Source organism: Pseudomonas sp. KCJK9016 (genome assembly GCF_046231795.1).
Lineage (GTDB): Bacteria > Pseudomonadota > Gammaproteobacteria > Pseudomonadales > Pseudomonadaceae > Aquipseudomonas > Aquipseudomonas bananamidigenes.
In genome coordinates, this window is record NZ_JBJJMM010000008.1 from 133,922 (window position 1) to 156,690 (window position 22,769).

Annotated in this window: 15 protein-coding genes; 7 read left to right on the forward strand and 8 right to left on the reverse strand. The window is 61.6% G+C overall.

Annotation, left to right across the window (positions count from 1 at the left end):
• Positions 1–2: 2 nt before the first annotated feature.
• The 7 genes from ACK6BI_RS10240 to ACK6BI_RS10270 all read right to left on the reverse strand — a co-directional run bounded on the left by ACK6BI_RS10240 (position 3) and on the right by ACK6BI_RS10270 (position 10,479).
• Positions 3–3,221 carry a transporter substrate-binding domain-containing protein gene (locus ACK6BI_RS10240; protein WP_409316984.1) on the reverse strand — a complete coding sequence of 1,073 codons (3,219 nt, stop codon included), beginning with the start codon at positions 3,219–3,221 and terminating at the stop codon, positions 3–5.
• A gap of 14 nt (positions 3,222–3,235) precedes the next feature.
• Positions 3,236–3,862 carry a response regulator gene (locus ACK6BI_RS10245; protein ID WP_409316985.1) on the reverse strand — a complete coding sequence of 209 codons (627 nt, stop codon included), beginning with the start codon at positions 3,860–3,862 and terminating at the stop codon, positions 3,236–3,238.
• Positions 3,863–4,006: 144 nt separating this feature from the next.
• Positions 4,007–4,438, reverse strand: coding sequence for a chemotaxis protein CheY (locus tag ACK6BI_RS10250; protein ID WP_409316986.1), 432 nt, complete (start codon positions 4,436–4,438; stop codon positions 4,007–4,009).
• Between the two features lie 109 nt (positions 4,439–4,547).
• Positions 4,548–5,264 (reverse strand): MgtC/SapB family protein, encoded by a 717-nt coding sequence (locus tag ACK6BI_RS10255; RefSeq protein ID WP_409316987.1) that lies wholly within the window; start codon positions 5,262–5,264, stop codon positions 4,548–4,550.
• A gap of 56 nt (positions 5,265–5,320) precedes the next feature.
• On the reverse strand, positions 5,321–8,020 hold the full coding sequence (gene mgtA, locus ACK6BI_RS10260) for a magnesium-translocating P-type ATPase (protein WP_409316988.1): 2,700 nt from the start codon (positions 8,018–8,020) through the stop codon (positions 5,321–5,323).
• Positions 8,021–8,525: 505 nt separating this feature from the next.
• A complete protein-coding gene (locus ACK6BI_RS10265; RefSeq protein WP_409316989.1) occupies positions 8,526–9,863 on the reverse strand; it encodes a lysine N(6)-hydroxylase/L-ornithine N(5)-oxygenase family protein in 1,338 nt (445 codons plus the stop codon).
• Between the two features lie 133 nt (positions 9,864–9,996).
• Positions 9,997–10,479, reverse strand: coding sequence for a sigma-70 family RNA polymerase sigma factor (locus ACK6BI_RS10270; RefSeq protein ID WP_065257419.1), 483 nt, complete (start codon positions 10,477–10,479; stop codon positions 9,997–9,999).
• A gap of 335 nt (positions 10,480–10,814) precedes the next feature.
• Between ACK6BI_RS10270 and ACK6BI_RS10275 the strand changes: the two genes are divergently transcribed.
• The 3 genes from ACK6BI_RS10275 to ACK6BI_RS10285 are packed head-to-tail and all read left to right on the forward strand — an operon-like array spanning position 10,815 to position 15,363.
• Positions 10,815–11,987 carry an efflux RND transporter periplasmic adaptor subunit gene (locus tag ACK6BI_RS10275; RefSeq protein WP_409316990.1) on the forward strand — a complete coding sequence of 391 codons (1,173 nt, stop codon included), beginning with the start codon at positions 10,815–10,817 and terminating at the stop codon, positions 11,985–11,987.
• Positions 11,988–13,961, forward strand: coding sequence for a MacB family efflux pump subunit (locus ACK6BI_RS10280; protein WP_409316991.1), 1,974 nt, complete (start codon positions 11,988–11,990; stop codon positions 13,959–13,961). It abuts the gene before it with no gap.
• 7 nt (positions 13,962–13,968) lie between these two features.
• Positions 13,969–15,363, forward strand: coding sequence for an efflux transporter outer membrane subunit (locus ACK6BI_RS10285; protein WP_409316992.1), 1,395 nt, complete (start codon positions 13,969–13,971; stop codon positions 15,361–15,363).
• A gap of 128 nt (positions 15,364–15,491) precedes the next feature.
• On the opposite strand, the gene ACK6BI_RS10290 is transcribed toward ACK6BI_RS10285, so the two are convergent.
• Positions 15,492–17,111, reverse strand: a complete 1,620-nt coding sequence (locus ACK6BI_RS10290) for a PvdJ/PvdD/PvdP-like protein (RefSeq protein ID WP_409316993.1) — start codon at positions 17,109–17,111, stop codon at positions 15,492–15,494.
• 174 nt (positions 17,112–17,285) lie between these two features.
• On the opposite strand from ACK6BI_RS10290, the gene pvdM reads away from it, so the two are divergent.
• The 4 genes from pvdM (at position 17,286) to ACK6BI_RS10310 (ending at position 22,676) form a co-directional block, all read left to right on the forward strand.
• Positions 17,286–18,656, forward strand: coding sequence for a pyoverdine-tailoring dipeptidase-like protein PvdM (pvdM, locus tag ACK6BI_RS10295; protein ID WP_409316994.1), 1,371 nt, complete (start codon positions 17,286–17,288; stop codon positions 18,654–18,656).
• Complete coding sequence (locus tag ACK6BI_RS10300; protein WP_409316995.1) at positions 18,653–19,936, forward strand: aminotransferase class V-fold PLP-dependent enzyme; 1,284 nt, start codon at positions 18,653–18,655, stop codon at positions 19,934–19,936. Before pvdM ends, ACK6BI_RS10300 begins: the two co-directional genes overlap by 4 nt.
• 34 nt (positions 19,937–19,970) lie before the next feature.
• Positions 19,971–20,879 (forward strand): formylglycine-generating enzyme family protein, encoded by a 909-nt coding sequence (locus tag ACK6BI_RS10305; RefSeq protein ID WP_409316996.1) that lies wholly within the window; start codon positions 19,971–19,973, stop codon positions 20,877–20,879.
• A 147-nt stretch (positions 20,880–21,026) separates the two neighbouring features.
• A complete protein-coding gene (locus ACK6BI_RS10310) occupies positions 21,027–22,676 on the forward strand; it encodes a cyclic peptide export ABC transporter (RefSeq protein WP_409316997.1) in 1,650 nt (549 codons plus the stop codon).
• Positions 22,677–22,769 lie beyond the last annotated feature (93 nt).

Genomic DNA, 22,769 nt, shown 5'->3' on the forward strand with positions numbered 1-22,769 from the left:
GCTCAGGCCTGAAGTTGCTGCGCGAGGTCGAGCATGGCTTCGCGCAGCGCATCGACGGCCGCCTCAAGCGCAGCTTCGGGCTCATCGGCACGGCAAGCCTGTTCGAGCACCCGGCACGCGTGTACCACGCGCTCGGCACCGATCATGTGCGCTCCGCCCGCGACGTGATGCGCCAGATCCTTCAGGGCTGCGCGATCACCTTTCCGCCCCGACTGGTCCAGCCGTTCCAGATCGGTGTGCAGACTGCTCAGTATCTCCTCACGCAATTGCCCGATGAGCGGGTTGTCAGCACCCGCCAGTAGCAACAGCGAACTCAGATCAAAACCGGGCAATTTCTGCTCGTCCATGACTCCGGGTTGTATGTCATTCGGTGTGGCGGCCAGCAGCGCCAGGCTCAGTTCCCGCAGCAAAACCGGCTTGAACAGGCAATCATCCATTCCAGCAGCCAGACATCGCTGTTTTTCTTCCATTTGCGCATTGGCGGTAAACCCCAGAATCAGACAGGGCTTGCTGCCTGTCGCCGCCTCCTCTTCGCGAATCGCTCGCGCCAGGTCATAACCGTTGAGCCCGGGCATGTTGAGGTCGGTGATCAGTACATCGAAAGATTGGCCGCGCCACAGATCCAGCGCTTGCTCAGCCTGTTCGATGTCGACAAATCGATGCCCGAGTTCGCTCAATTGCCGACACAGCAACAGGCGATTGACCGGATGATCGTCCACCACCAGAACGTACAGCGGTTTCGCCGCTGTCATCACTGGTATCCCGGTGTCCTTCTGATCGAGGGGTTCAAGCACCGGCAGTTCCAGACGCAACATGACTTGCGTACCACGCCCGGGAATGCTGGTCAGCCACAAATCACCGCCCATCATCCGGCACAGGCTGCGGCTGATTACCAGGCCCAGACCGGAACCATGGCGAGCCGACACCGGCTGGCTGCCGACCTGCATGAACGGGTTGAACAAGCGTTGCTGATCTTCGGCGCTGATTCCCCGGCCACTGTCTTCGATGATCACACCCACTTCGACCCGCCCCTCGGGCGCATCGAAAATGCGCACCCGCAGAACGATTGCACCTTCATCGGTGAATTTGATCGCATTGCTCAGCAGGTTCGACAACACCTGCTTGAAACGCAGCGCGTCGAGCATCACCTCGACATCGCTGCGCTCATCCAGCTCTACGCACCATGACAGCTGTTTCTGGCGAGCCAGTCCTTCGAAAACCCGACACACGGATAACACGGTCTCACGCAGATGGGTCCGTTCGGGAGCCAGCGACAGATGCCCTGACTCGATGCGTGCGATGTCGAGAATATCGCCAATCAATGCCAGCAGTTGTTGCCCCGCAGTGGACGCCACCTGCATCGCCGGGCGATCGATCACGCCTTCATCGGCATGCCTGAGCGCCAGTTCGAGCATGCCCAGCAAGGCATTCATGGGCGTACGGATTTCGTGACTCATGACGGCCAGAAAAGTGCTCTTGGCCCGGTTGGCATCATCCGCCGCATCCTTGGCTTCCTGCAGTTGCAGCAGCCATTGCTGGCGCTGGCGAATCTGTCGGCGCTGAAAGGCAATCCAGCCCGATGCCAGCATCAGCAATCCTGACGCAACGGCGAATCCAAGCAGGATTTTCTGTTGATGGCGCTGCCAGTAACTGTCATCGGCAACTGCGTCGCGCCCCCAGCGCTCGACCAGAGCGTCGATTTCCTTCGGCGCAATGCTCAACAGCGCCTTGTTCAGAATCGAGTGCAATTCCACTGCATCCGGCGCGGTAGCCAACGCGATCCGGGCAGGCCGGTCCCCCACCGTACCGACAATCCGGATGCGCCCCCGGTACTGACGGGAAATCAGATAGCGTGCCACGATCAACGAACTCAGTGTGGCATCGGCCTGCCCGCTGACAATGGCTTCCATCCCGGCTGCCGGACTTTGTACTTCAACCAATCCAAGCTGCGGTACTCGCTCCAGCAAATAATCGCGCAAAGGGTGACCGCGATAGATCGCCAGCCTCTTGCCTGCCAGGTCATCCAGCGTTTTCACACCCGACGCCGATACTCCGCTGACCAGGACGAACGGATTGTTCAGATAGGCCCGGGAGAAACGCATTTCGAGTTCACGCTCGCTGCTCGGCGTCACCACAGGCAGCAGGTCGAGCTCCCCGCTCTTCAATTGTTCGATCTGTCGATCCAGTGACGCTCCTCGTTCGATCTCGAACTTCAGGCCGCTGCGCTGGCTGATCAGACTCAACAACTGCGCGGTAAGCCCCTGCAGTTTTCCCTCGGCATCAAAGAACGTCAGCGGGGCGAAATCCTCGATCGCACCGACTCGCACAATAGGGTGCCGATCAAGCCACGCCTGTTCGTTGCTGCTGAGACTTACCCGCGCTTGTCCGGTCATGTCCGCATGCCCTGCACTCCAGCGCAGTTCCATGGCCAGGCGCTGCTCCATGGGAATGGCCAGCAAGGCCTTGTCGATCAGACGCTTCAAGCGGGTATTGCTGCGATTCAGGGCAAAGGCGAAAGGGTTGGCATCGAGGCCCGAGGGGCCTGCCAGTTGCAGGTCGTTGTGAAAGTTGGTGTTGATCAGATAGCCGGCACTGATGAAGTCACCGAGGTACAGATCATCCCGACCGAACGCTACGGCACCGAGGGCATCGAGGATCGAGCGATAACGCTGCAAGACGGCTTGTGGGTAAGCCTTCACGATGGTCGAAGCCGGCAGGTAGTCATCCACCATTGCAATACGCTTGCCTGACAGATCATCGGGCATCGGCTCATCGAGCCGGGTCACCCACATCGGCTGATCTTCGGCATAGGCTCGGGACAGCACCAGCTGGGGATCGGCGATCTCATAGTTGTTCGAGGTGCCCAGCAAGTCCAGCGCCCCGGCCTTGAGCGCGGCCATGGCGGATTCGCGATCGGGGTAGCACCAGACTTCGATCCCGACGTTCAGCACCTGTGCGATCGCGTCGGCGTATTCGGCCGTGAGGCCTTCCAGTTCGTGGCGGTTACGGGTCAATTCGAAAGGAGGATAGTCCGGCCCGGAAGAGCCAATGCGCAACACCGGGTGTGCCCGGAGCCACTGCCGATCCTGCTCGTCGAGGTGCAGTTGAACGCCTTCCAGACGGGTGCGGGAGACGATTTCCAGTTTTTGCGCAGTCCCGGATGCCTGTACCGCACTCGCAAACAGGAAGAACAACAGAGAAATGAGACGCAGCGACCTCATCACGGGGCAGCCTTTCAGAGCAGATGGTTGCGTCTGGCAAACTCTCGCAACACCACGAGTGAACTGACCCCGAGCTTCATCATCAGGCGAGTCTTGTAAGTACTGATGGTTTTGTGACTCAGGTTCATCTCCATGGCGATGTCCTTGTTGGGCTTGCCGAGTGCCAGTTGCAGCAGAATGTGCAATTCACGATCCGAGAGACGATCGATCAACTCGCGCTCATTGCCGTTAGCACTCGATGGCCCTGCAAACCCCAAGGGCGCTTCAGGAAAATAGCTGTAACCCGATCGGACAGCCTTGATTGCATTGCGCAATTGCTGCAGTTCCGCGGACTTGGTGACGAAGGCCATCGCGCCGGCACGTCGGCAACGGGCCATGTAATGCTGCGGGTCGGCCGAGGTAAAAATCACGATCTTGCAGATCAGGCCGATGGCTCTGATGCGCTCCAGTACTTCCAGCCCCCCTATGCCGGTGAGTTTCAGGTCAAGCACGATGAGTTCCGGCGCATGCTCGCGAATCATCGGCACCACATCGACACCGCTCGAAGCGACATGAACCGGTTTATAATTCACCGATTCCAGAACCATACGGACGGCACCGGCAACCACCGGGTGATCATCGACGACCATTGCTGAACCCATAACCACTCCCGTGGCGAATGCCTGACACTGGCGCCACTGAACCTGCATGAACGGGACTACTGGTAGCTGCGCTACAACTGTTGCACGTGAGACGCGGCGAAGCACCTGTCAAACCTGACAGTTGCGCCCTGAACCAAATTGTGATCAGACGCGTAGTTGCGCAAAAGAAGTTGCCGGGGCCATACGCGAAGCATGTTCACGGCAAGCCTCGACCGACGCCATCAGTTGTGCGATGGCGCCCATCGAGGGCAACGGGACGTGGCTGATGGTAATCCTGTCCCGGTACTGTGCGGAATCGGCCGGTGCATTCTTCGCCTCACCATAGACCAGCACATGCCGGACTTGCGGATGATCGAACAGATACCCGCAAAGATCCGACATTCCGGCCGCCAGCTCGGCGTTCAACACCAACACATCGAACGGCTGGCAACCGTAATCGACCAGTGTCAGCAGCTCGGTGAGGTTCTGTACCGGTGCGATGCGGTAGTAATCGAGACCGTTGAAAAGACGCTCGATCTTCATCCGGTGAAAATGCCGGGTATCGGCGATCAGAATACGCAAGGTTTTGTCGGTCATCGTGAATGTCCCGCCAGTCGCTTCAAGTGGCGGCAAGACTACCCAAGCATCGGGATATGCTCTGTAGGACTTTTCTGAAAAAAACCGTCACTCATCCGGATCATGCGTTTCACTCCGTCGTGCTCGGACTCCAGAACGCCTGCACCACCAGGTTCGAGGTGGAGATTCGCGCCACCAGCGCGTCCAGTTCATCGCCATCCACAGAAGTGGTCGCAAGCGTGGCTTCGATCTCGATCTCATCGGCGCCGAAGGCATGCACATCGACATCGCTGGCCGGGTAATTGCTGCGTTCCAGTTCGGCTTCGAGCAAGGCGAACACAGCCGTCTGCTGCGAGCGCCGGGCGATCACGTAGACAATGTTGGTCACCTCCGCCGAAACCACATCCAGTGGCTGACGGTTGATGTTGTTGACGATCGGCCGCAGCAAGGTATTCGCGGCAAGCACGAACAAGGTGCCCAGTACCGCTTCGGCCAGCAGATCGGCACCGGCGCAGGCACCGACCGCTGCCGACGTCCAGAGTGTCGCTGCGGTGTTGAGACCACGTACGTTACCCTCTTCACGCATGATCACGCCGGCGCCGAGAAATCCGATCCCGGACACCACGTAGGCGACCACCCGCACCGCACCTTCGGCACCGCCGAGACGATTGGCCATATCGACGAAAATCGCTGCGCCCACCGCCACCAGCACGTTGGTACGCAAGCCTGCCGTGCGTTGCCGATACTGCCGTTCGAAGCCGATCAGCCCGCCGAGTATGAAAGCTGCGCTGAGACTGACCAGCGTGTCGAGCAGCGAAGCGAGATTGATGTTGTTGATGGCTTGCATGTTGAACTCCTTGAAACCGCCCCCCCCTTGCTCCCACAAGGGGGGATTCTTTCCAGTTACTGCCAGCCGAACCGGCGGATGTAAAAGCCTTTCACGGCCTGGGTCAGTGCCATGTACGCCAACAGAATCACCGGCAGGAACACGAAGTACATCGACGGCAGCGCCTGCAGTTTGAAGTAGTGCGCCAGCGGTCCCATCGGCAGGAAGATACCCACGGTCATGATGATTGCGGTCATCACCAGCAGCGGCATGGCGGCACGGCTTTGCAGGAACGGAATCTTCGGCGTGCGGATCATGTGCACGATCAGCGTCTGGGTCAGCAACCCCACCACGAACCAGCCGGACTGGAACAGGGTCTGGTGATCCGGGGTGTTGGCATCGAACACGTACCACATCAAGGCGAACGTTGTGATGTCGAAGATCGAACTGATCGGCCCGAAGAACAGCATGAAGCGTCCGACATCCCCCGGCTGCCAGCGTTGTGGCTGTTTCAGCATTTCGTCGTCGACGTTGTCGAACGGGATCGCGATCTGCGAAATGTCATACAGCAGGTTCTGCACCAGCAGGTGCATCGGCAGCATTGGCAGGAACGGAATGAACGCACTGGCGACCAGTACCGAGAACACGTTGCCGAAGTTCGAGCTGGCGGTCATCTTGATGTACTTGAGCATGTTGGCGAAGGTCCGACGCCCTTCCAGCACGCCCTCCTCCAGCACCATCAAGCTCTTTTCCAGCAGGATGATGTCGGCCGCTTCCTTGGCGATGTCCACCGCACTGTCCACGGAAATCCCGATGTCTGCGGTGCGCAGGGCCGGCGCGTCGTTGATGCCGTCGCCCATGAACCCGACCACGTGGCCGTTGCCCTTGAGGATGCGCACGATGCGTTCCTTGTGGGTTGGCGTCAGTTTGGCGAACACGTTGGTGGTTTCAACGGCCACCGCCAGTTGCGCGTCGCTCATGCGTTCAATGTCGTTGCCCATCAACAGACCTTGCTGCGCCAGGCCTACCTCGCGACAGATCTTGGCGGTCACCAGCTCGTTGTCGCCGGTCAGCACTTTCACGGCCACGCCGTGCTCGGCCAGAGCCTTGAGTGCCGGCGCGGTACTTTCCTTCGGTGGATCGAGGAATGCCACATAACCGATCAGCGTCAGCTCCTGCTCATCGCCCAGGCTGTAAGTGTCGCGACCTTCCGGCATCGGCCGCGCCGCCACCGCTACCACGCGCAAGCCTTCAGCGTTGAATGCTGAGGTGACCTGACGAATTTTCGCCAGCAATTCATCGCTCAAGGCTTCGTCGACTTCACCGTGACGAACCCGGGTGCACACCGACAACACTTCTTCCACCGCACCCTTGCAGATCAGCAAATGCGGTTGCCCGCTCCCTTCGACCACCACCGACATGCGCCGGCGGTTGAAGTCGAACGGGATTTCATCGACCTTGCGAAACGCCGTGCCGACCTTCAGCTCACGATGGATTTCCACATGCTCCAGCACCGCCACGTCGAGCAGGTTTTTCAGGCCGGTCTGGTAGTAACTGTTCAGATAAGCCATTTCCAGCACGTCATCGGAGTCTTCGCCCCAGACGTCGACATTGCGCGCCAGGAAGATCTTGTCCTGGGTCAGGGTGCCGGTCTTGTCGGTGCACAGCACGTCCATGGCGCCGAAGTTCTGGATCGCATCCAGGCGTTTGACGATGACTTTCTTGCGCGACAGGAACACCGCGCCCTTGGCCAGGGTCGAGGTGACGATCATCGGCAGCATTTCCGGGGTCAGACCCACGGCGATCGACAGAGCGAAGAGCAATGCTTCGGTCCAGTCGCCCTTGGTGAAACCGTTGATGAACAGCACCAGCGGTGCCATGACAAACATAAAGCGGATCAGCAGCCAGCTGACCTTGTTCACGCCTTGCTGAAACGAAGTCACAGCGCGATCAGTCGCCCCGACCCGCAGCGCCAGCGCGCCGAAATAGGTGTTGTTGCCCGTGGTGAGAATCACCGCCACCGCCGTCCCGGACACCACGTTGGTGCCCATGAACAGGATGTTGTCCAGCTCCAGCGGATTGCGGGTATCACGGTCCGTCTGACGGGGAAACTTCTCCACCGGCATCGATTCGCCAGTCATTGCAGCCTGGCTGACAAACAGGTCCTTGGCACTCAGCACCCGGCAATCGGCAGGAATCATGTCACCGGCCGAAAGCACAATCAGGTCGCCCGGCACCAATTGCTTGATCGGCAGTTCGGCACGCGGCTCGTCCCGGCGCATCACCGTGGCGGTGTTGCTCACCATGGCCTTGAGCGCGTCAGCGGCCTGGTTGGATTTGCTTTCCTGCCAGAAGCGCAGCAGGGTCGAGAGCACCACCATCGAAAAGATCACGATGGCGGCTTTCAGGTCATCGGTCAGCCACGAGATGACCGCCAACAAAGTCAGCAGCAGATTGAACGGGTTTTTGTAGCAGTGCCACAGGTGGGTCCACCACGGCAGCGGTTGCTCGTGCTCGACTTCGTTGAGGCCGAACTGCGCGCGCAGCGCATCGACTTCAAAATCGGTGAGACCGTCGGTGTGCGTACCCAGATTCGACAGCAGCACGCCGCTGTCGCAATGGGCGGCGTCCACCAGCGTGTTGGCCAGGGTGGGCGGCACTTCACGGCTGACCGTGGTGTCTTTGAGGTTCTCCAGCAACGCCAGGCGACGGAAATGCCGGGCGATGTGGCGGGTGCGCAGGAAGCCTGCGAAAAATTCCTTGAGCGTAAGTTTCATGGCTGTTGCCCCTGTGGTCAGCCGGGAAACCGTCAGGCAGGTACGTCCAGCCCCCTTGCACCGGAACAACCGGCACGGCAAGGCCTGGTGCGCCGGTCAAAAAAGACAGGCGCGTCGATAGGGCTGCGGATGCGACGATAAAGTCGAAACCACGCTCTTTTCAGTGTCGATGAGAAGGACGTCGGGACATGGTCTCAACTGACCATGATCGGGATGCCGCTGCTCGCTGTTCGGCGAGACAACGGCACAAAGGAATGCGCGTTATCTTGCCGAGAATCTGCCGGTTACAAGGACCGGCCGACAACTGTCACTCGAACAAGTACCCACTGTGGGTCTCCGCTATTGATGAAAACGCGCGAAGCTTACGCCCCGATACCTGGAGAGTAAACCCGCAAAAGGAGGTGCGGCGGGCAAATGCAGGGCCATTCAGGAAGGGTTCAGGATTGCCCTGAAGATCGTTCCCACGCGAGCCTGGGAACGATCAGTGTGAAGGCTGAAAGGATGGTTAGCTGGCAGTGGCCAACAACAGATCCATCACCGAACGGCTGTGCCCGCGGTTCTTGCCGTGCTCGTACAGCGAACCGGCAATCTCGTCCGCGCGGATCGGCAGGACCGACAGCAGCGTGTCGCTCAGGCCGTGGCTGGCCTGGCAGAAGCCCTGCATGTACAGACCGGCCTTGCAGCGCTCATCGGTGATCAGCCTGTAGTTGCGATCGACCTCGAAATCGCCCAGGTACTCTTCCAGCGGCGCCAGCAGTTTGCGGTGCATCTGACGCTCGTAACCGGTGGCCAGTACAACTGCATCGTAGATGCTCACGGTGACTTCGCCCGTGGCGTTGTCGCGCACCGTCAGTTCGATACCGCGATCGGTAGCGGTGGCGCTCTCGACGGTGGTCAGAGTACGGAACGCATGGCGGGCAATTCCGGAGACTTTCTGGCGATAGAAGATGCCGTAGATGCGCTCGATCAGGTCGATGTCGACCACCGAGTAGTTGGTGTTGTGGTACTCGTTGACCAGACGCTCACGCTCGCTGCTCTTCTGCTGGAAGATCAGGTCGGTGAATTCCGGCGAGAACACTTCGTTGACGAACGGACTGTCGTCCGCCGGTTTCAACGCCGAACCGCGCAGGATCATGTCGACCCGCACCGACGGGAACGAATCGTTCAGATCGATGAAGGCTTCCGCGGCGCTCTGGCCGCCGCCGATGATCGCGATGTTCATCGGCTGGTTGTTCACGCACGGTTGCCTGGCCATCTCGGCCAGGTATTGCGAGTGATGGAACACCCGAGGGTCGCCCTTGAGCGCCTTGAACGATTCAGGAATGCGCGGCGTGCCACCGGCGCTCACTACCACCGAGCGCGCGGTGCGCACGAATTGCTGGCCGTCGGTACCACGGGAAATCACCCGCAACGCTTCGACCTGATGGTTGTGCAGCACCGGCTCGATGGTCAGCACTTCCTCACCGTAACGGCTCTGTTCGGTGAACTGTGCGGCCACCCAGCGCAGGTAGTCGTTGTACTCCATGCGGCACGGGTAGAAAGTGCCGAGGTTGATGAAGTCCACCAGACGACCATGGTGCTTGAGGTAATTGACGAACGAGTACGGGCTGGTCGGATTGCGCAGGGTCACCAGATCCTTGAGGAAAGAAATCTGCAGCTCGCTCTGGGTCGACAGCGTGTTGCCGTGCCAGCTGTAGGTCGGTTGCTTGTCGAGAAACAGCACATCCAGCTCGCCCAGGGTCGGGGCTCGCTCCTGCAGAGCGATGGCCAGCGCCAGGTTCGAAGGGCCGAAACCGACGCCGATCAGGTCGTGAACGATGGGCGATGCAATTGCCTGTGTCATTTCCAGTGTCCTCTGGATGAACCCCCGAACAGCGCGGAGGAAGAGCTTGGGTGACCGGCCGGCCCTGGGCAGGACAGCAGGTCGTCTGTTGAGTAGGAACGAGGACAGTGAAATAAAATTTAACGCCGACGGTTCAATGGGCATCCCATTGCTTGATCCGCAGGCGGCAGTGCTTCATGGCATTGACGATGTGCTTTTCCACCAGGGCCTTGGAAATGCCCAGGCGCTCGGCGATTTCGGGATGGGACAGACCCTCGATCTTGCGCAGCAGAAAGCTGTCGCGACACAGTGGCGCAAGCTCCGCCAATGCCCGCTGCAACATGTCCAGGCGTTGACCATGATCCAGCGTATTGTGGGGCGACGGAGTGAAGTAGCGTTCTTCACTGTCGAGCACTTCCAGGGATTCGGCCTGCCGCAGGGCATTGCGCCGGTGGTCGTCGATCACCAGATTCAGCGCTGTGCGATAAAGGAAGGCGCGGGGTTGTTCGATCGGTGTATCGCTGGAACGCTCCAGCACCCGCACATAAGCGTCATGCACCACATCTTCGGCCACCTGTCGGTTGCCGAGCCTGGCGTTCAGGAAACACACCAGCTCGCGATAGTAGTTTTCCAACATGACTCCCGGCCGCTCGAGTGCGGGTTCTGTCCTTGAGCACACCGTTCAGCCCCGCCGTTTGCGGCAGTAGCAATGTGGTGGCAACTTGAGGTGCGTAATTTATAGTAATTCTCATATAGATTTAAAGTGGTGTTTGTCGTTGCCCGAAAAATAGAGGTTCGGCTATACCTTCGGATTGCTGTAACAACCTGTGTCACCGCTTAAATTCCCCTCCGCTTTCATCGTTAACAGGACAGTTCCCCGTTTCTGCCGCGCCCTGCGGCAGCGTTCCACGGTGCCCGATCCTGTGCACGCGTGCTGAACGACGGGCCGATTTCCACTGGCCGGAACCCTGCATGAAACGTCCCCGCCCCGCCCGACGCACACTGCTCGCAGCCCTTTGTCTGATCCCCGTCGCCGCTTACGCTGCCTGGCAGATCCTGCCTCCCGGCCGAGACAAGTACGCCACGGTGCAAGTGACCCGTGGCGATATCGAAAGCAGCGTCACCGCACTCGGCACCCTGCAACCGCGACGCTATGTGGACGTCGGCGCCCAGGCATCGGGGCAGATCCGCAAAATTCATGTGGAAGTCGGCGACGTGGTCAAGGAAGGCCAACTGCTGGTGGAAATCGACCCGTCGACCCAGAAAGCCAAACTCGACGCCGGACGTTTTTCCATCGAAAACCTCAAGGCCCAGTTACAGGAACAGAAAGCCCAGCACGAACTGGCGCAGCAGAAATACCAGCGCCAGCAAAACCTGGCCGCCGGCGGCGCCACCCGCGAAGAAGACGTGCAGACCGCCCGTGCCGAACTGAAAGCCACCCAGGCGCGCATCGACATGTTCCAGGCACAGATCCGCCAGGCCGAAGCCAGCCTGCGCAGCGATCAGGCCGAACTCGGCTACACCCGCATTTACGCGCCGATGGCCGGCACCGTGGTCGCCCTCGATGCCCGTGAAGGCCAGACCCTCAACGCGCAGCAACAGACACCACTGATCCTGCGCATCGCCAGACTGTCGCCGATGACCGTGTGGGCCGAGGTCTCCGAAGCTGACATCGGTCACGTCAAACCCGGCATGACCGCCTACTTCACCACCCTCAGCGGCGGTCACCGGCGCTGGAGCAGCACCGTGCGACAAATCCTGCCGGTGCCGCCCAAGCCACTGGACCAGACCAGCCAGGGTGGCGGCAGCCCCGCCAATAACAGCAAAAGCGGCAGCGCCCGGGTGGTGCTTTACACGGTGCTGCTGGATGTCGACAACGCCGACAACGCGCTGATGGCGGAAATGACCACCCAGGTATTCTTCGTCGCCAGCCGGGCGAAAGACGTCCTCACCGCGCCGGTTGCCGCCCTGCAAGGCACTGCCACCGCCCACCGGCAGACCGCGCAGGTGATCGCCGCCAATGGCGAGATTCAGTCTCGCGAAGTGCATACCGGTATCAGCGATCGCTTGAGAGTCCAGGTGCTGGAAGGCCTGAGCGAAGGCGATCACTTGCTGGTCGGCCCGGCCGACGGCAACGGAGGCTGAATGCAAACGCCCCTGATCGACCTGCAGGACATCCGTAAATCCTACGGTGGCGGCGATGCGCCTGAAGTGCATGTGTTGCGCGGGATCGACCTGTCGATCCACGCCGGGGAATTCGTGGCGATCGTCGGCGCGTCCGGCTCCGGCAAATCGACACTGATGAACATCCTCGGCTGCCTCGACCGACCGACGTCCGGCGAATACCGCTTCGCCGGGGAGAACGTCGCCGGCCTCGACACCGACGAACTGGCCTGGCTGCGCCGCGAGGCCTTCGGTTTCGTGTTCCAGGGGTACCACCTGATTCCGTCCGGCTCGGCCCAGGAAAACGTCGAGATGCCGGCGATCTACGCCGGTACACCCGCCGCCGAACGCCACGCCCGCGCCGCCGCCCTGCTCGACCGCCTCGGGCTCGCATCGCGTACCGGCAACCGTCCGCACCAGTTGTCCGGCGGTCAGCAGCAACGGGTGTCGATTGCCCGGGCGTTGATGAACGGCGGGCACATCATTCTTGCCGACGAACCCACCGGCGCCCTCGACAGCCACAGCGGCAAGGAAGTCATGGCGTTGCTCGACGAACTGGCGAGCCAGGGCCACGTCGTCATCCTGATCACCCACGACCGCGAAGTGGCTGCCCGGGCCAAGCGCATCATCGAGATCCGCGACGGCCTGATCATCAGCGACAGCGCCCGAGACACCCCCGAAGCCCGGACGTCGGCCAACCCCGGATCCCTGCAGGCCGTCGATCTGCGCCAGCGCCTGAGCGAAGGCGCGCAAGCGTCCGGCGCGTGGAAAGGCGAACTGGTGGACGCCCTGCACGCCGCCTGGCGGGTGATGTGGATCAACCGTTTCCGCACGGCGCTGACCCTGCTGGGGATCATCATCGGCGTGGCCTCGGTGGTGGTCATGCTCGCGGTCGGCGAAGGCAGCAAGCGTCAGGTCATGGCGCAAATGGGCGCGTTCGGTTCGAACATCATTTACCTCAGCGGCTCGGCGCCCAATCCGCGCACGCCGCCGGGCATCGTCACCCTCGATGACGTGGCGGCGCTGGCCAGCCTGCCGCAGGTCAAACGGATCATGCCGGTCAACGGCGCGGAGGCCGGTGTGCGGTTCGGCAACGCCGACCACATGAGCTACGTCGGCGGCAACGACACCCACTTCCCGGCGATCTTCAACTGGCCGGTGGTCGAGGGCAGCTACTTCACCGATGCCGACGAGCGCAACGCCAGCGCGGTGGCGGTGATCGGCAAGAAGGTTCGCGACAAACTGCTCAAGGATGTGCCCGACCCCATCGGCCAATACATCCTGATCGAGAACGTGCCGTTCCAGGTGGTCGGCGTGCTCCAGGAAAAAGGCGCGAGCTCCGGCGATCAGGACAGCGACGACCGCATCGCCATCCCCTACTCCGCCGCCAGCGTGCGGCTGTTCGGCACACGCAATCCGGAATACGTGGCCATCGCTGCGGCGGATGCACGCAAGGTCAAGGAAGCCGAACACGCCATCGAACAACTGATGCTGCGCCTGCACAACGGCAAGAAGGATTTCGAACTGACCAACAACGCCGCGATGATCCAGGCCGAGGCGCGCACGCAAAACACCCTGTCGCTGATGCTCGGCTCGATTGCCGCGATTTCGCTGCTGGTGGGCGGGATCGGTGTGATGAACATCATGCTCATGACCGTGCGCGAACGCACTCGCGAGATCGGCATTCGCATGGCCACCGGCGCCCGGCAGCGGGACATCCTGCGCCAGTTCCTCACCGAAGCCGTGATGCTTTCGGTGGTCGGTGGTCTCGCCGGAATCGCCCTGGCGCTGATCGTCGGCGGCGTGCTGATTCTCGGCGAAGTCGCCGTGGCGTTTTCCTTGATGGCGGTGTTCGGCGCCTTTGGCTGCGCCCTCGTGACCGGTGTCGTCTTCGGCTTCATGCCGGCCCGCAAAGCCGCCCGGCTCGACCCGGTCACGGCCCTTACCAGTGAATGATCGTTCTATGAAACCGCGCCTCAGCCTGTTGACCGTGTGCCTGTTGCTCAGCGCCTGCGGCAGTTCCGTCCAGCGTCCCGACAGCGGCTTGCAACCGCCCGTTGCGTGGCAGTCGCCCCACACTGCCAGCGTTGCCCGCATCGATCCGCACTGGTGGAAACAGTTCGCCAGCCCCGAGCTCGACCGCCTGATCGAACAGGCCCGCCTCGGCAGTTTCGACCTCGCTGCCGCTATGGCCCGGGTACGCCAGGCCCAGGCCGGCACGGTGATTGCCGGCGGTTCGCAACTGCCTGAAGTGAAAGCCGGGGCCAATGCCAATCGGCAAAAACTGCTGCGTGGCAACGGTTACAACCAGCTCGATGCCGACAGCAGCAATCGGGCAGTGGATTACTTCGACGCCAATCTGAACGCCTCCTACGAAATCGATTTCTGGGGCGGTAAACGCGCCTCCCGCGACAGCGCGCAATTCGCCCTGCAGGCCAGCGAATTCGATCGGGCGACCGTCGAGCTGACCCTGTTCAGCGGCGTGGCCAGCACCTATGCCCAAGCCCTGTCCCTGCGCGAGCAAAGCCGCATCGCCGAGCTGAACCTGGCCAACGCGCAGAACGTGCTGAAACTGGTGCAGACCCGCTTCGACTCAGGCTCGGCCACCGCACTGGAACTGGCTCAGCAGAAAAGTCTGGTGGCCGCACAGCAACGGCAACTACCGCTGGTGCAACAGCAAGCCCAGGATGCCTTGATCAGCCTCGCCGCCCTGCTCGGCCGCCCCGTGCAGGAGTTGCAGACCGGCACAGAGTCATTCGACCGGTTGCAATGGCCGAGCATCGACGCCGGCCTGCCCAGCGATCTGCTCAATCGGCGTCCGGACATCGCCCGCGCCGAAGCGCAACTGGCAGCGGCGCAGGCTGACGTCAAAGTCGCCCGCGCCGCCATGCTGCCGACCGTGACCCTGACTGCGCAGCTCGGCTCCGGGGCCAATCAGTTCGATGACATTATCCGCAGCCCTTTCTACAACCTCACCGCCGGACTGGTAGCGCCGATCTTCAACAATGGCCGCCTGAGCGCCGAACGCGACAAGGCCACGGCCCGCCAGGAAGAACTGCTGGAAACCTATCGCGGGGCAATCATCAACGGCTTCGCCGATGTCGAAAAAGCCCTCAACGGGATTCGCGGGCTCGATCAACAGCGGCAGTGGCAAAGTGAAGAGCTGAACCAGGCGCAAACCGCCTTCGAGATCGCCCAAAGCCGCTACCAGGCGGGAGCCGAGGATTTGCTGACGGTGCTGGAAACCCAGCGCACGCTGTACGCGGCGCAGGATCTGAATGTGCAACTAAGACTGTCGCGATTGCAGGCGAGTGTGGCGTTGTACAAGGCGCTGGGGGGCGGGTGGCAGACGCTGTAATCGCAGCGAACTCACGACCGCTTTCGCGAGCAGGCTCGCTCCCACAATGATCGCGTCCATTCAGATGAAACGCGCTCATTGTGGGAGCGAGCCTGCCAGGTTCAGCGAATCAACGATAGCGTGGCCCCTCAGACCGCGCCGGTTTTGGCCGTCAGATTGCGCGCATACCACGGTCGTTTCGGCACGCGCCGGAACAGGCTTTCGAGCTTCTTCTCGTCCTCACCGAAGGTGATGCGCAGCGCCAGCTTCATGGTTTCCGGGTCCATTTCCACCGACTTGCCCACCTGCAAGCCCGGCACGGTGCTGCACCCGTGAGTGGTCGGGCCGAGCCAGGGGTCCGCCACCTCGACCCAGCGCCCGGGCGCAAACCATTTCACGCCATTGACCTCGAGACGCGAAACCTGGCCCGGATGGAAGCGCTCGTGAGCGCGGAACCAGTCTTCCACACGGTCGTCGATCCAGCCATGAAACGCCCAGAACACCGGGTTCACATGGGATGAAAACGGGTCGCCCAGAAAGTCGTTTTCCGGGGCGAACCAGCGTGCGGCGAAGTCATCCAGATCCCGGGCCAACGGCACTGGCTGGCCATTGGAAGGATCCCGCGGCACCGAGGCCCAGCGCATGTGCAACCAGTCGTGCAGACCCAGTTCCACCTCGGAGCCGAACTGGCCCAGGGTCAGCTTCGACAGGTACTGCGGATCGCGGTACTGCGATTCCCAGACTTCGAAATTGCTCTGATAGGTCTCGGCGGTCTTCAGGTCGCTGACCCATTGCGCGTACTCGTCATCGCCCTCGGCCAGCCAGGTCGGCGGCAGCGAGGTGCCGTCGTGGTTGTCGAAATAACGGGCGAACCCGACACGGTCGCGCACCAGTTCCGGCTGCGGCAGCGGGAAGAACTGCCAGGACGGCAGATCCTGCATGGAGCGCGCGGTGCCGAGCATGTGCCGGTGCATAAAGAAAAAATCGATGCCCGAACCGTTGCGATCCTTGCGCGGACCGCGAGCATCGCGCTCCTGATCGCGAGGACCGGGTTGCCAGCCGAGGCCGCGCAAGGCGTTGCGCTTGTCTTCGGACAGGGTGTGCCACTTGTCCCGCGTCGCATGCCAGACCTGGTGAAACAGCCGATGCTCGGGGGACACCAGCCACGCCAGCAGCGTCGGATTCAACGGCGTGCGTTGTCGTGCTTCCGGGAACAGGCATTTGACCGCAATGAAGCGGTGATCCTGGGCCGGCAAGGCCAGCGAGCGGTCGAGACGCTGCACCGTGCCGCTGAGGCTGCCGCTGCCGGCGTTGCCGAAATCGGCCCAGACCTCATCGAGGATCATGTTCAGTTCGTAATCGACACTGCCCCCGGCGCCCAGCAGTCGCCAACTGAGCTTCGACGCCTCGGCCCCGGCAAGATCGCCGAGAATCCGGTAGCGCGGTGTTTCGGCAGAACGCAAACGCTCCGGCGTGTCGAGAAACCCGCACACGCCCCGGCCCCTCTGGCCGATATCCAGAAACACCTCCAGGCCCTCGTTCGGCAATCCGTCGAGGCCGGCATCACGGCCGACAAAACGGATCTTCCAGACCCCGCGCAATGCGTTCGCCAGGCGCTGCCCGGCCACGTCGGCGACATCGAACGACGCCTCCCCGGGCGTGATCGTCGGGTCGGGCTTCGTCCATTCGCGATGCCCGAAATAAGCTGCAGGTACGGCAGCGCCGGTCAACGCCAGGCCTGCCATGAACCATCGTCGAGAAATCCTCATTGCCCTACCTGTATTCAGCCTTGAAGCAGGCTTTATCCCAGCTAGAACGTTTGCTGCCCGGACAAATTTAAGCGCCGGCAACCACGACTAATTTTTTCCTGCGCCCGCTCGTTCCTCCCAGATAGCAAAGGCCTCTGCGCCTGTACCTCGACAGCGAACCTGACTGAGATGGCAATGACAAAACCACGTTCGAAAAAGGCTCTATTCATCGGCCTGCCGCTGGCCCTGGCGATCAGCGCCGGTGCCGGTTTCGCGGTCTGGGACATCTGGTTCAAGGACAACCCCGGCTACCCGGTCAAAGTCATGCAGCAGGCCGAAGAACTGCACGAGCACATGCTCTCGTTCGACAGCCACATCACCATCACCCAGAACTTCGGCACCACCGGCAACGAGATCGACAAGGACGGCAGCGAGCAGTTCGATCTGGTCAAGGCCAATCGCGGACGGCTGTCCGGTGCGGCGCTGACGATTTTCGGCTGGCCGGAAATCTGGAACGGCCCCAATGCTCCGCACAAACCCACCGCAGGCTTTGTCGAAGAGGCACGCAACCAGCAGGAAATCCGCTACAAGATCATTTCCGGGATGGTCCGTGACTTTCCCAATCAGGTCGGCATTGCCTACACCGCCAACGACTTCCGGCGCCTGCACGGCGAAGGCAAGTTCGCGATCTTCATCAGCATGCTCAACGCCTACCCGCTGGGTCATGACCTGAATCGGCTGGATCTGTGGGCGGCGCGCGGCATGCGCATGTTCGGCTTCAGCTACATCGGCAACAACGACTGGGCCGACTCGTCGCGCCCGCTGCCGTTTTTCAATGACTCGCCGGACGCTCTCGACGGTCTTTCCGATATCGGTAAGCAAGCGGTCAAGCGCCTGAACGACCTGGGCGTGATCATCGACGTGTCGCAGATGTCGACCAAGGCCCTGGAGCAAGTCGCGCAATTGAGCCGCACGCCGCTGGTGGCCTCGCACTCGGCACCGCGGGCCATGGTCGATATCCCGCGCAACCTCAGCGACAAGGAACTGCAGCTGATCAAGAACAGCGGCGGCGTGGTGCAGATCGTTGGTTTCTCGCAGTACCTGCGTCCGCTGACCCAAGGCACCCAGGACAAACTCAACGAACTGCGCAAGCGCTTCGATCTGCCGCCGCTGCCGAATCAGGCCTTCGCGCTGATGCCAGGCGATCCGATCATCTCGGCGTGGTCGGAGCAGAAGTTCGGCGAATACGCCGGCCAGCTTTACGCCATCCTCGATACAGAACCGAAGGCCAGCCTGAAGGACCTGGGGGACGCCATCGATTACACCGTGCGCAAGATCGGCATCGACCACGTCGGCATCAGTTCGGACTTCAACGAAGGCGGCGGCGTCAAGGGTTGGGAGAACGTCGGCGAGATTCGCAACGTCACCGCTGAACTGCTGTCGCGCGGTTACTCGGAAGCTGACATCGCCAAACTCTGGGGCGGCAATTTCCTGCGGGTCTGGGATCAGGTCGAGAAAGCCGCCAGACCGGCGATTGCTTCGAGCCTGGAAGTCGCCAAGCCATGAGCAACCGTCGTGACTTTCTGAAGCAGGCCGGAATCCTCGCTGCCGCGCTACCGCTGGGCGCAAGTCTGCCGAACATCGCCAGCGCTTCAACCGCCGCCGCGCCGCCATCGCGCAACAAGTGGGCGCAATTGCAGCAGTTGTTCGATCAGGATCCGGCCTGGCTGCACTTCTCCAATTTCCTGGTCACCACCCATCCGCGCCCGGTGCGCGAGGCGATCGAGCTGCACCGCGCCGCCCTCGACAAAAATCCGGGGCTGGCCATGGACTGGGACCACGGTGTCACCGAAAAACGCGAAGAGGAGGTGCGCACCTGGGCGGGTCGTTACGTGCAGGCCGATGCCCGGCAGATCGCCCTGACCGGCAGCACCACCGAAGGCCTGGCGATGATTTATGGCGGTGTGCAGGTGCGGGCCGATCAGGAAATCCTCACCACCGAACACGAGCATTACGCGACCCACACCATCCTCGAACTGCGCACCCGGCGCGACGGCACCCGGGTGCGCAAGATCCGTCTGTTCAAGGATCCGTACCGGATCAGCAAGGACGAACTGCTGGCCAACATCGACCGCAGCATTCGCCCGGAAACCCGCGTGCTGGGCATGTGCTGGGTGCATTCCGGCAGCGGCGTGAAACTGCCGCTCGCCGATATCGGTGCACTCGTGGACAAACACAACCGTGGCCGCAGCGAGGCCGACCGCATTGTGTATGTCGTCGACGGCGTGCACGGTTTTGGTGTGGAAGACGTGAGTTTCCCGGCGATGAACTGCGACTTCTTCGTCGCCGGCACCCACAAATGGATGTTCGGCCCGCGCGGCACCGGGATCGTGGTCAGCCGCACGACGGACGTGAAATACGTCACGCCGATCATCCCGACCTTCTCCGAGGCCGAGCATTTCTCGACCACCATGACGCCGGGCGGTTACCACGCGTTCGAGCATCGCTGGGCCCTGACCGAAGCGTTCAAATTGCATCTGCAGCTGGGCAAGGCCGACGTGCAGGCGCGCATTCACGAACTCAACAGCTACCTGAAAAAACGCCTGCTGCAACGGCCGCAGATCGAACTGGTCACGCCATTGAGCCCCGAATTTTCTGCCGGTTTCACCTTCTTCCGGGTCAAGGGCAAGGACAGCGACAGGATCGCCGCACACCTTATGGCCAACAAGGTAGTGGCCGATGCCGTGGAGCGTGATGTCGGGCCGGTGATCCGCACGGCGCCGGGGCTGCTCAACGACGAAGTCCAGATCGACCGCCTGCTGGCGGTGCTCGACCGGGCGCTGTGAGCGAACGATTTCCTTCCCTTTGACGAGACTCGAAATGAACAGTGAACTGCCTCGTTCTGCTTTGAAAGCACTGCCGGCGCTGATGCTCGCCGCCCTCGCCGCGAGCCTGTTGCCAGGCGCTGCGCAAGCGGCCACTGCGCCGGCGCCGGGCAAAGTGTTCAAGGACTGCAAGGATTGTCCGGAAATGGTCGTGCTGCCCACCGGCACCTTCACCATGGGCACTCCGGAAGATGAAGTCGGCCGCGAGCCCGATGAAGGTCCGATGCACCCGGTGACCTTTGCCAGACCACTGGCCATCAGCCGCTTCCAGGTGCTCAAGGGCGAATGGTTCGCCTACCTCAAGGACACCGGCTACCGCATGCCTGACGGCGATGATCGTCCCGGCCGCGCGTGCAAGGCCGGGGTTCCGGACTACGCCGGCAGTGACCCGCGCAAGCAGTACACAGACCGGCATCCGGCGGTGTGCATGGACTTCGCCGAAGCCAACGCCTACGTGGCGTGGCTGTCGAAAAAAACCGGTCAACATTATCGACTGGTCAGTGAATCCCTGCGCGAGTACGCGGCCCGGGGCGGCACGAGCGGTCCGTTCCCCTTCCCGTTCGATGAGGGCAAGGAATACAGTATCGCCAAGCACGCCAACACCTATGGCGCCGCCGACGGCTATAACTTCACCGCTCCGGCCGGCAGCTTCCCGCCCAACGCTTTCGGCGTGTACGACATGCACGGCAACGTCTACGAATGGACCGCCGACTGCTACAACGAAAACTACGAAGGCGCGCCGAGCGACGGCAGCGCCTGGCTGACCGGCAAGTGCGAATTCAAGCGCATCCGCGGCAACGACTGGGGCGAAGCCCCGGTATTTTCACGCTCCGGCAATCGCAATGCGCTGGTGCCGACCGAACGCGGCGACTGGATCGGCTTTCGCGTCGCCCGGGACCTGTAACCCGCCATCGCCACGCTAAATTAACCCTCCCGCCAGTCGTTCTACAGATGGCGCGATCCATTGCGACGCGCCACTGCCCTCTACGTCACCCAGGCGACGCCCGCAGTCGATGCAGGCCTTTGCCGCTCTTTCACGCAGGGAACCTCCATGAGCAAACCAACACGCGGGGTGATCAATGAATTGTTCGCCCTGCTCAAACCCTTTCGGCTGATCGTTGCCGGCTCGATCCTGCTCGGCATGGTCGGTGGCCTGAGCGTCACGGCGTTGCTGGCGACGATCAATAACGCGCTGCATTCCGAAGCCGGCCTGACCAGCACGGTGGTCGCGGTATTCGCCGGCCTGTGCCTGCTGGCCCTGGCCAGTTCGATCTTCTCCGACATCGGCACCAACTTCGTCGGCCAGCACATCATCGCCAGGCTGCGCAAGGAACTCGGCGAAAAGGTGCTGTCGGCGCCTATCGAGCAGATCGAGCGCTACCGCAGCCATCGACTGATCCCGGTGCTGACCCACGACGTCGACACCATCAGTGATTTTGCTTTCGCCTTTTCACCCCTGGCCATCTCCATGACGGTCACCCTCGGCTGCATGGGCTACCTGGCGATGCTGTCGTGGCCGATGTTCCTGATGATGGCGGCGGCGGTCCTGATCGGCACGATCATTCAGTACATTGCCCAGGGCCGTGGCATGCAGGGGTTCATGGAGGCCCGCGACCACGAAGACGACTTGCAGAAAAACTACAACGCGATTGCCGAAGGCGCCAAGGAACTGCGCATCCACCGCCCACGTCGTCACCGCATGTTCGTTTCGGGCATCCAGAGCACCGCCGACCGGATCTGCGAAACCCAGGTGCGTTCAGTGAACATCTACGTGATCGCCAAGACCCTCGGCTCGATGCTGTTCTTCGTGGTGATCGGCCTGGCGCTGGCCCTGCAATCGCTGTGGCCGAGCGCCGACAAAGCGGTGATGAGCGGCTTCGTGCTGGTGCTGCTGTACATGAAAGGTCCGCTGGAACACGTCATGGCGGCGTTGCCGATTGTCGGTCGCGCACAGATCGCCTTTCGCCGGATTGCCGAACTCTCCGAGCAGTTTTCTTCGCCTGAGCCGCACTTGCTGCTCAACGATCAGGGCAACAGAAAAACCCCGGTGCACAGCCTGGAACTGTCCGAGGTTTCGTACAGTTTCCCGACCGTGGCAGGCGCGGCGCCATTCCGCCTGGGACCGGTGAACCTGAAGATCGAGCAGGGCGACATCATTTTCATCGTGGGCGAAAACGGTTGCGGCAAGACCACCCTGATCAAGTTGCTGCTGGGCCTGTATGCGCCGCAGCAAGGCGAAATCCGCCTCAACGATCAGGTCGTCACCGCCCTCACCCGTGATGATTATCGCCAGTTGTTCACCACGATCTTCGCCGACTATTACCTGTTCGACGACGTGGTGCAGGGCGACACGCATATTCCGCAGGACGCGAACAAATACCTCGAACGCCTGGAGATCGCGCACAAGGTCAGCGTGCGCGACGGCGCGTTCACCACCACCGATCTGTCCACCGGCCAGCGCAAGCGCCTGGCGCTGATCAACGCATGGCTGGAAGAGCGTCCGGTGCTGGTGTTCGACGAGTGGGCCGCCGACCAGGATCCGACGTTCCGGCGGATCTTCTACACCGAACTGCTGCCGGACCTGAAGCGTCTGGGCAAGACCATCATCGTCATTTCCCACGACGATCGTTACTTCGACGTCGCCGACCAGCTGGTGCGCATGAACGCCGGCAAAGTGGTCACCGAGCTGCAACCCGCCTGATTGTGAAACATCTGTAAAAAAAGTGCGTCGAGCCTTTCCGGTTTTCGGGAGGCTCAACGTCTTACATACAGTTAATAGAAATCGTTCTCAGTC

Excerpts from the sequence above, each read along its gene's own strand:
- mgtA (WP_409316988.1), bottom strand. The coding sequence starts at position 8,020 with ATGAAACTTACGCTCAAGGAATTTTTCGCAGGCTTCCTGCGCACCCGC.
- ACK6BI_RS10255 (WP_409316987.1), bottom strand. The coding sequence starts at position 5,264 with ATGCAAGCCATCAACAACATCAATCTCGCTTCGCTGCTCGACACGCTG.
- ACK6BI_RS10280 (WP_409316991.1), top strand. The coding sequence starts at position 11,988 with ATGCAAACGCCCCTGATCGACCTGCAGGACATCCGTAAATCCTACGGT.
- ACK6BI_RS10285 (WP_409316992.1), top strand. The coding sequence starts at position 13,969 with ATGAAACCGCGCCTCAGCCTGTTGACCGTGTGCCTGTTGCTCAGCGCC.
- ACK6BI_RS10305 (WP_409316996.1), top strand. The coding sequence starts at position 19,971 with ATGAACAGTGAACTGCCTCGTTCTGCTTTGAAAGCACTGCCGGCGCTG.
- ACK6BI_RS10290 (WP_409316993.1), bottom strand. The coding sequence starts at position 17,111 with ATGAGGATTTCTCGACGATGGTTCATGGCAGGCCTGGCGTTGACCGGC.
- ACK6BI_RS10275 (WP_409316990.1), top strand. The coding sequence starts at position 10,815 with ATGAAACGTCCCCGCCCCGCCCGACGCACACTGCTCGCAGCCCTTTGT.
- pvdM (WP_409316994.1), top strand. The coding sequence starts at position 17,286 with ATGACAAAACCACGTTCGAAAAAGGCTCTATTCATCGGCCTGCCGCTG.
- ACK6BI_RS10240 (WP_409316984.1), bottom strand. The coding sequence starts at position 3,221 with ATGAGGTCGCTGCGTCTCATTTCTCTGTTGTTCTTCCTGTTTGCGAGT.
- ACK6BI_RS10270 (WP_065257419.1), bottom strand. The coding sequence starts at position 10,479 with ATGTTGGAAAACTACTATCGCGAGCTGGTGTGTTTCCTGAACGCCAGG.
- ACK6BI_RS10245 (WP_409316985.1), bottom strand. The coding sequence starts at position 3,862 with ATGGGTTCAGCAATGGTCGTCGATGATCACCCGGTGGTTGCCGGTGCC.
- ACK6BI_RS10265 (WP_409316989.1), bottom strand. The coding sequence starts at position 9,863 with ATGACACAGGCAATTGCATCGCCCATCGTTCACGACCTGATCGGCGTC.
- ACK6BI_RS10310 (WP_409316997.1), top strand. The coding sequence starts at position 21,027 with ATGAGCAAACCAACACGCGGGGTGATCAATGAATTGTTCGCCCTGCTC.
- ACK6BI_RS10250 (WP_409316986.1), bottom strand. The coding sequence starts at position 4,438 with ATGACCGACAAAACCTTGCGTATTCTGATCGCCGATACCCGGCATTTT.
- ACK6BI_RS10300 (WP_409316995.1), top strand. The coding sequence starts at position 18,653 with ATGAGCAACCGTCGTGACTTTCTGAAGCAGGCCGGAATCCTCGCTGCC.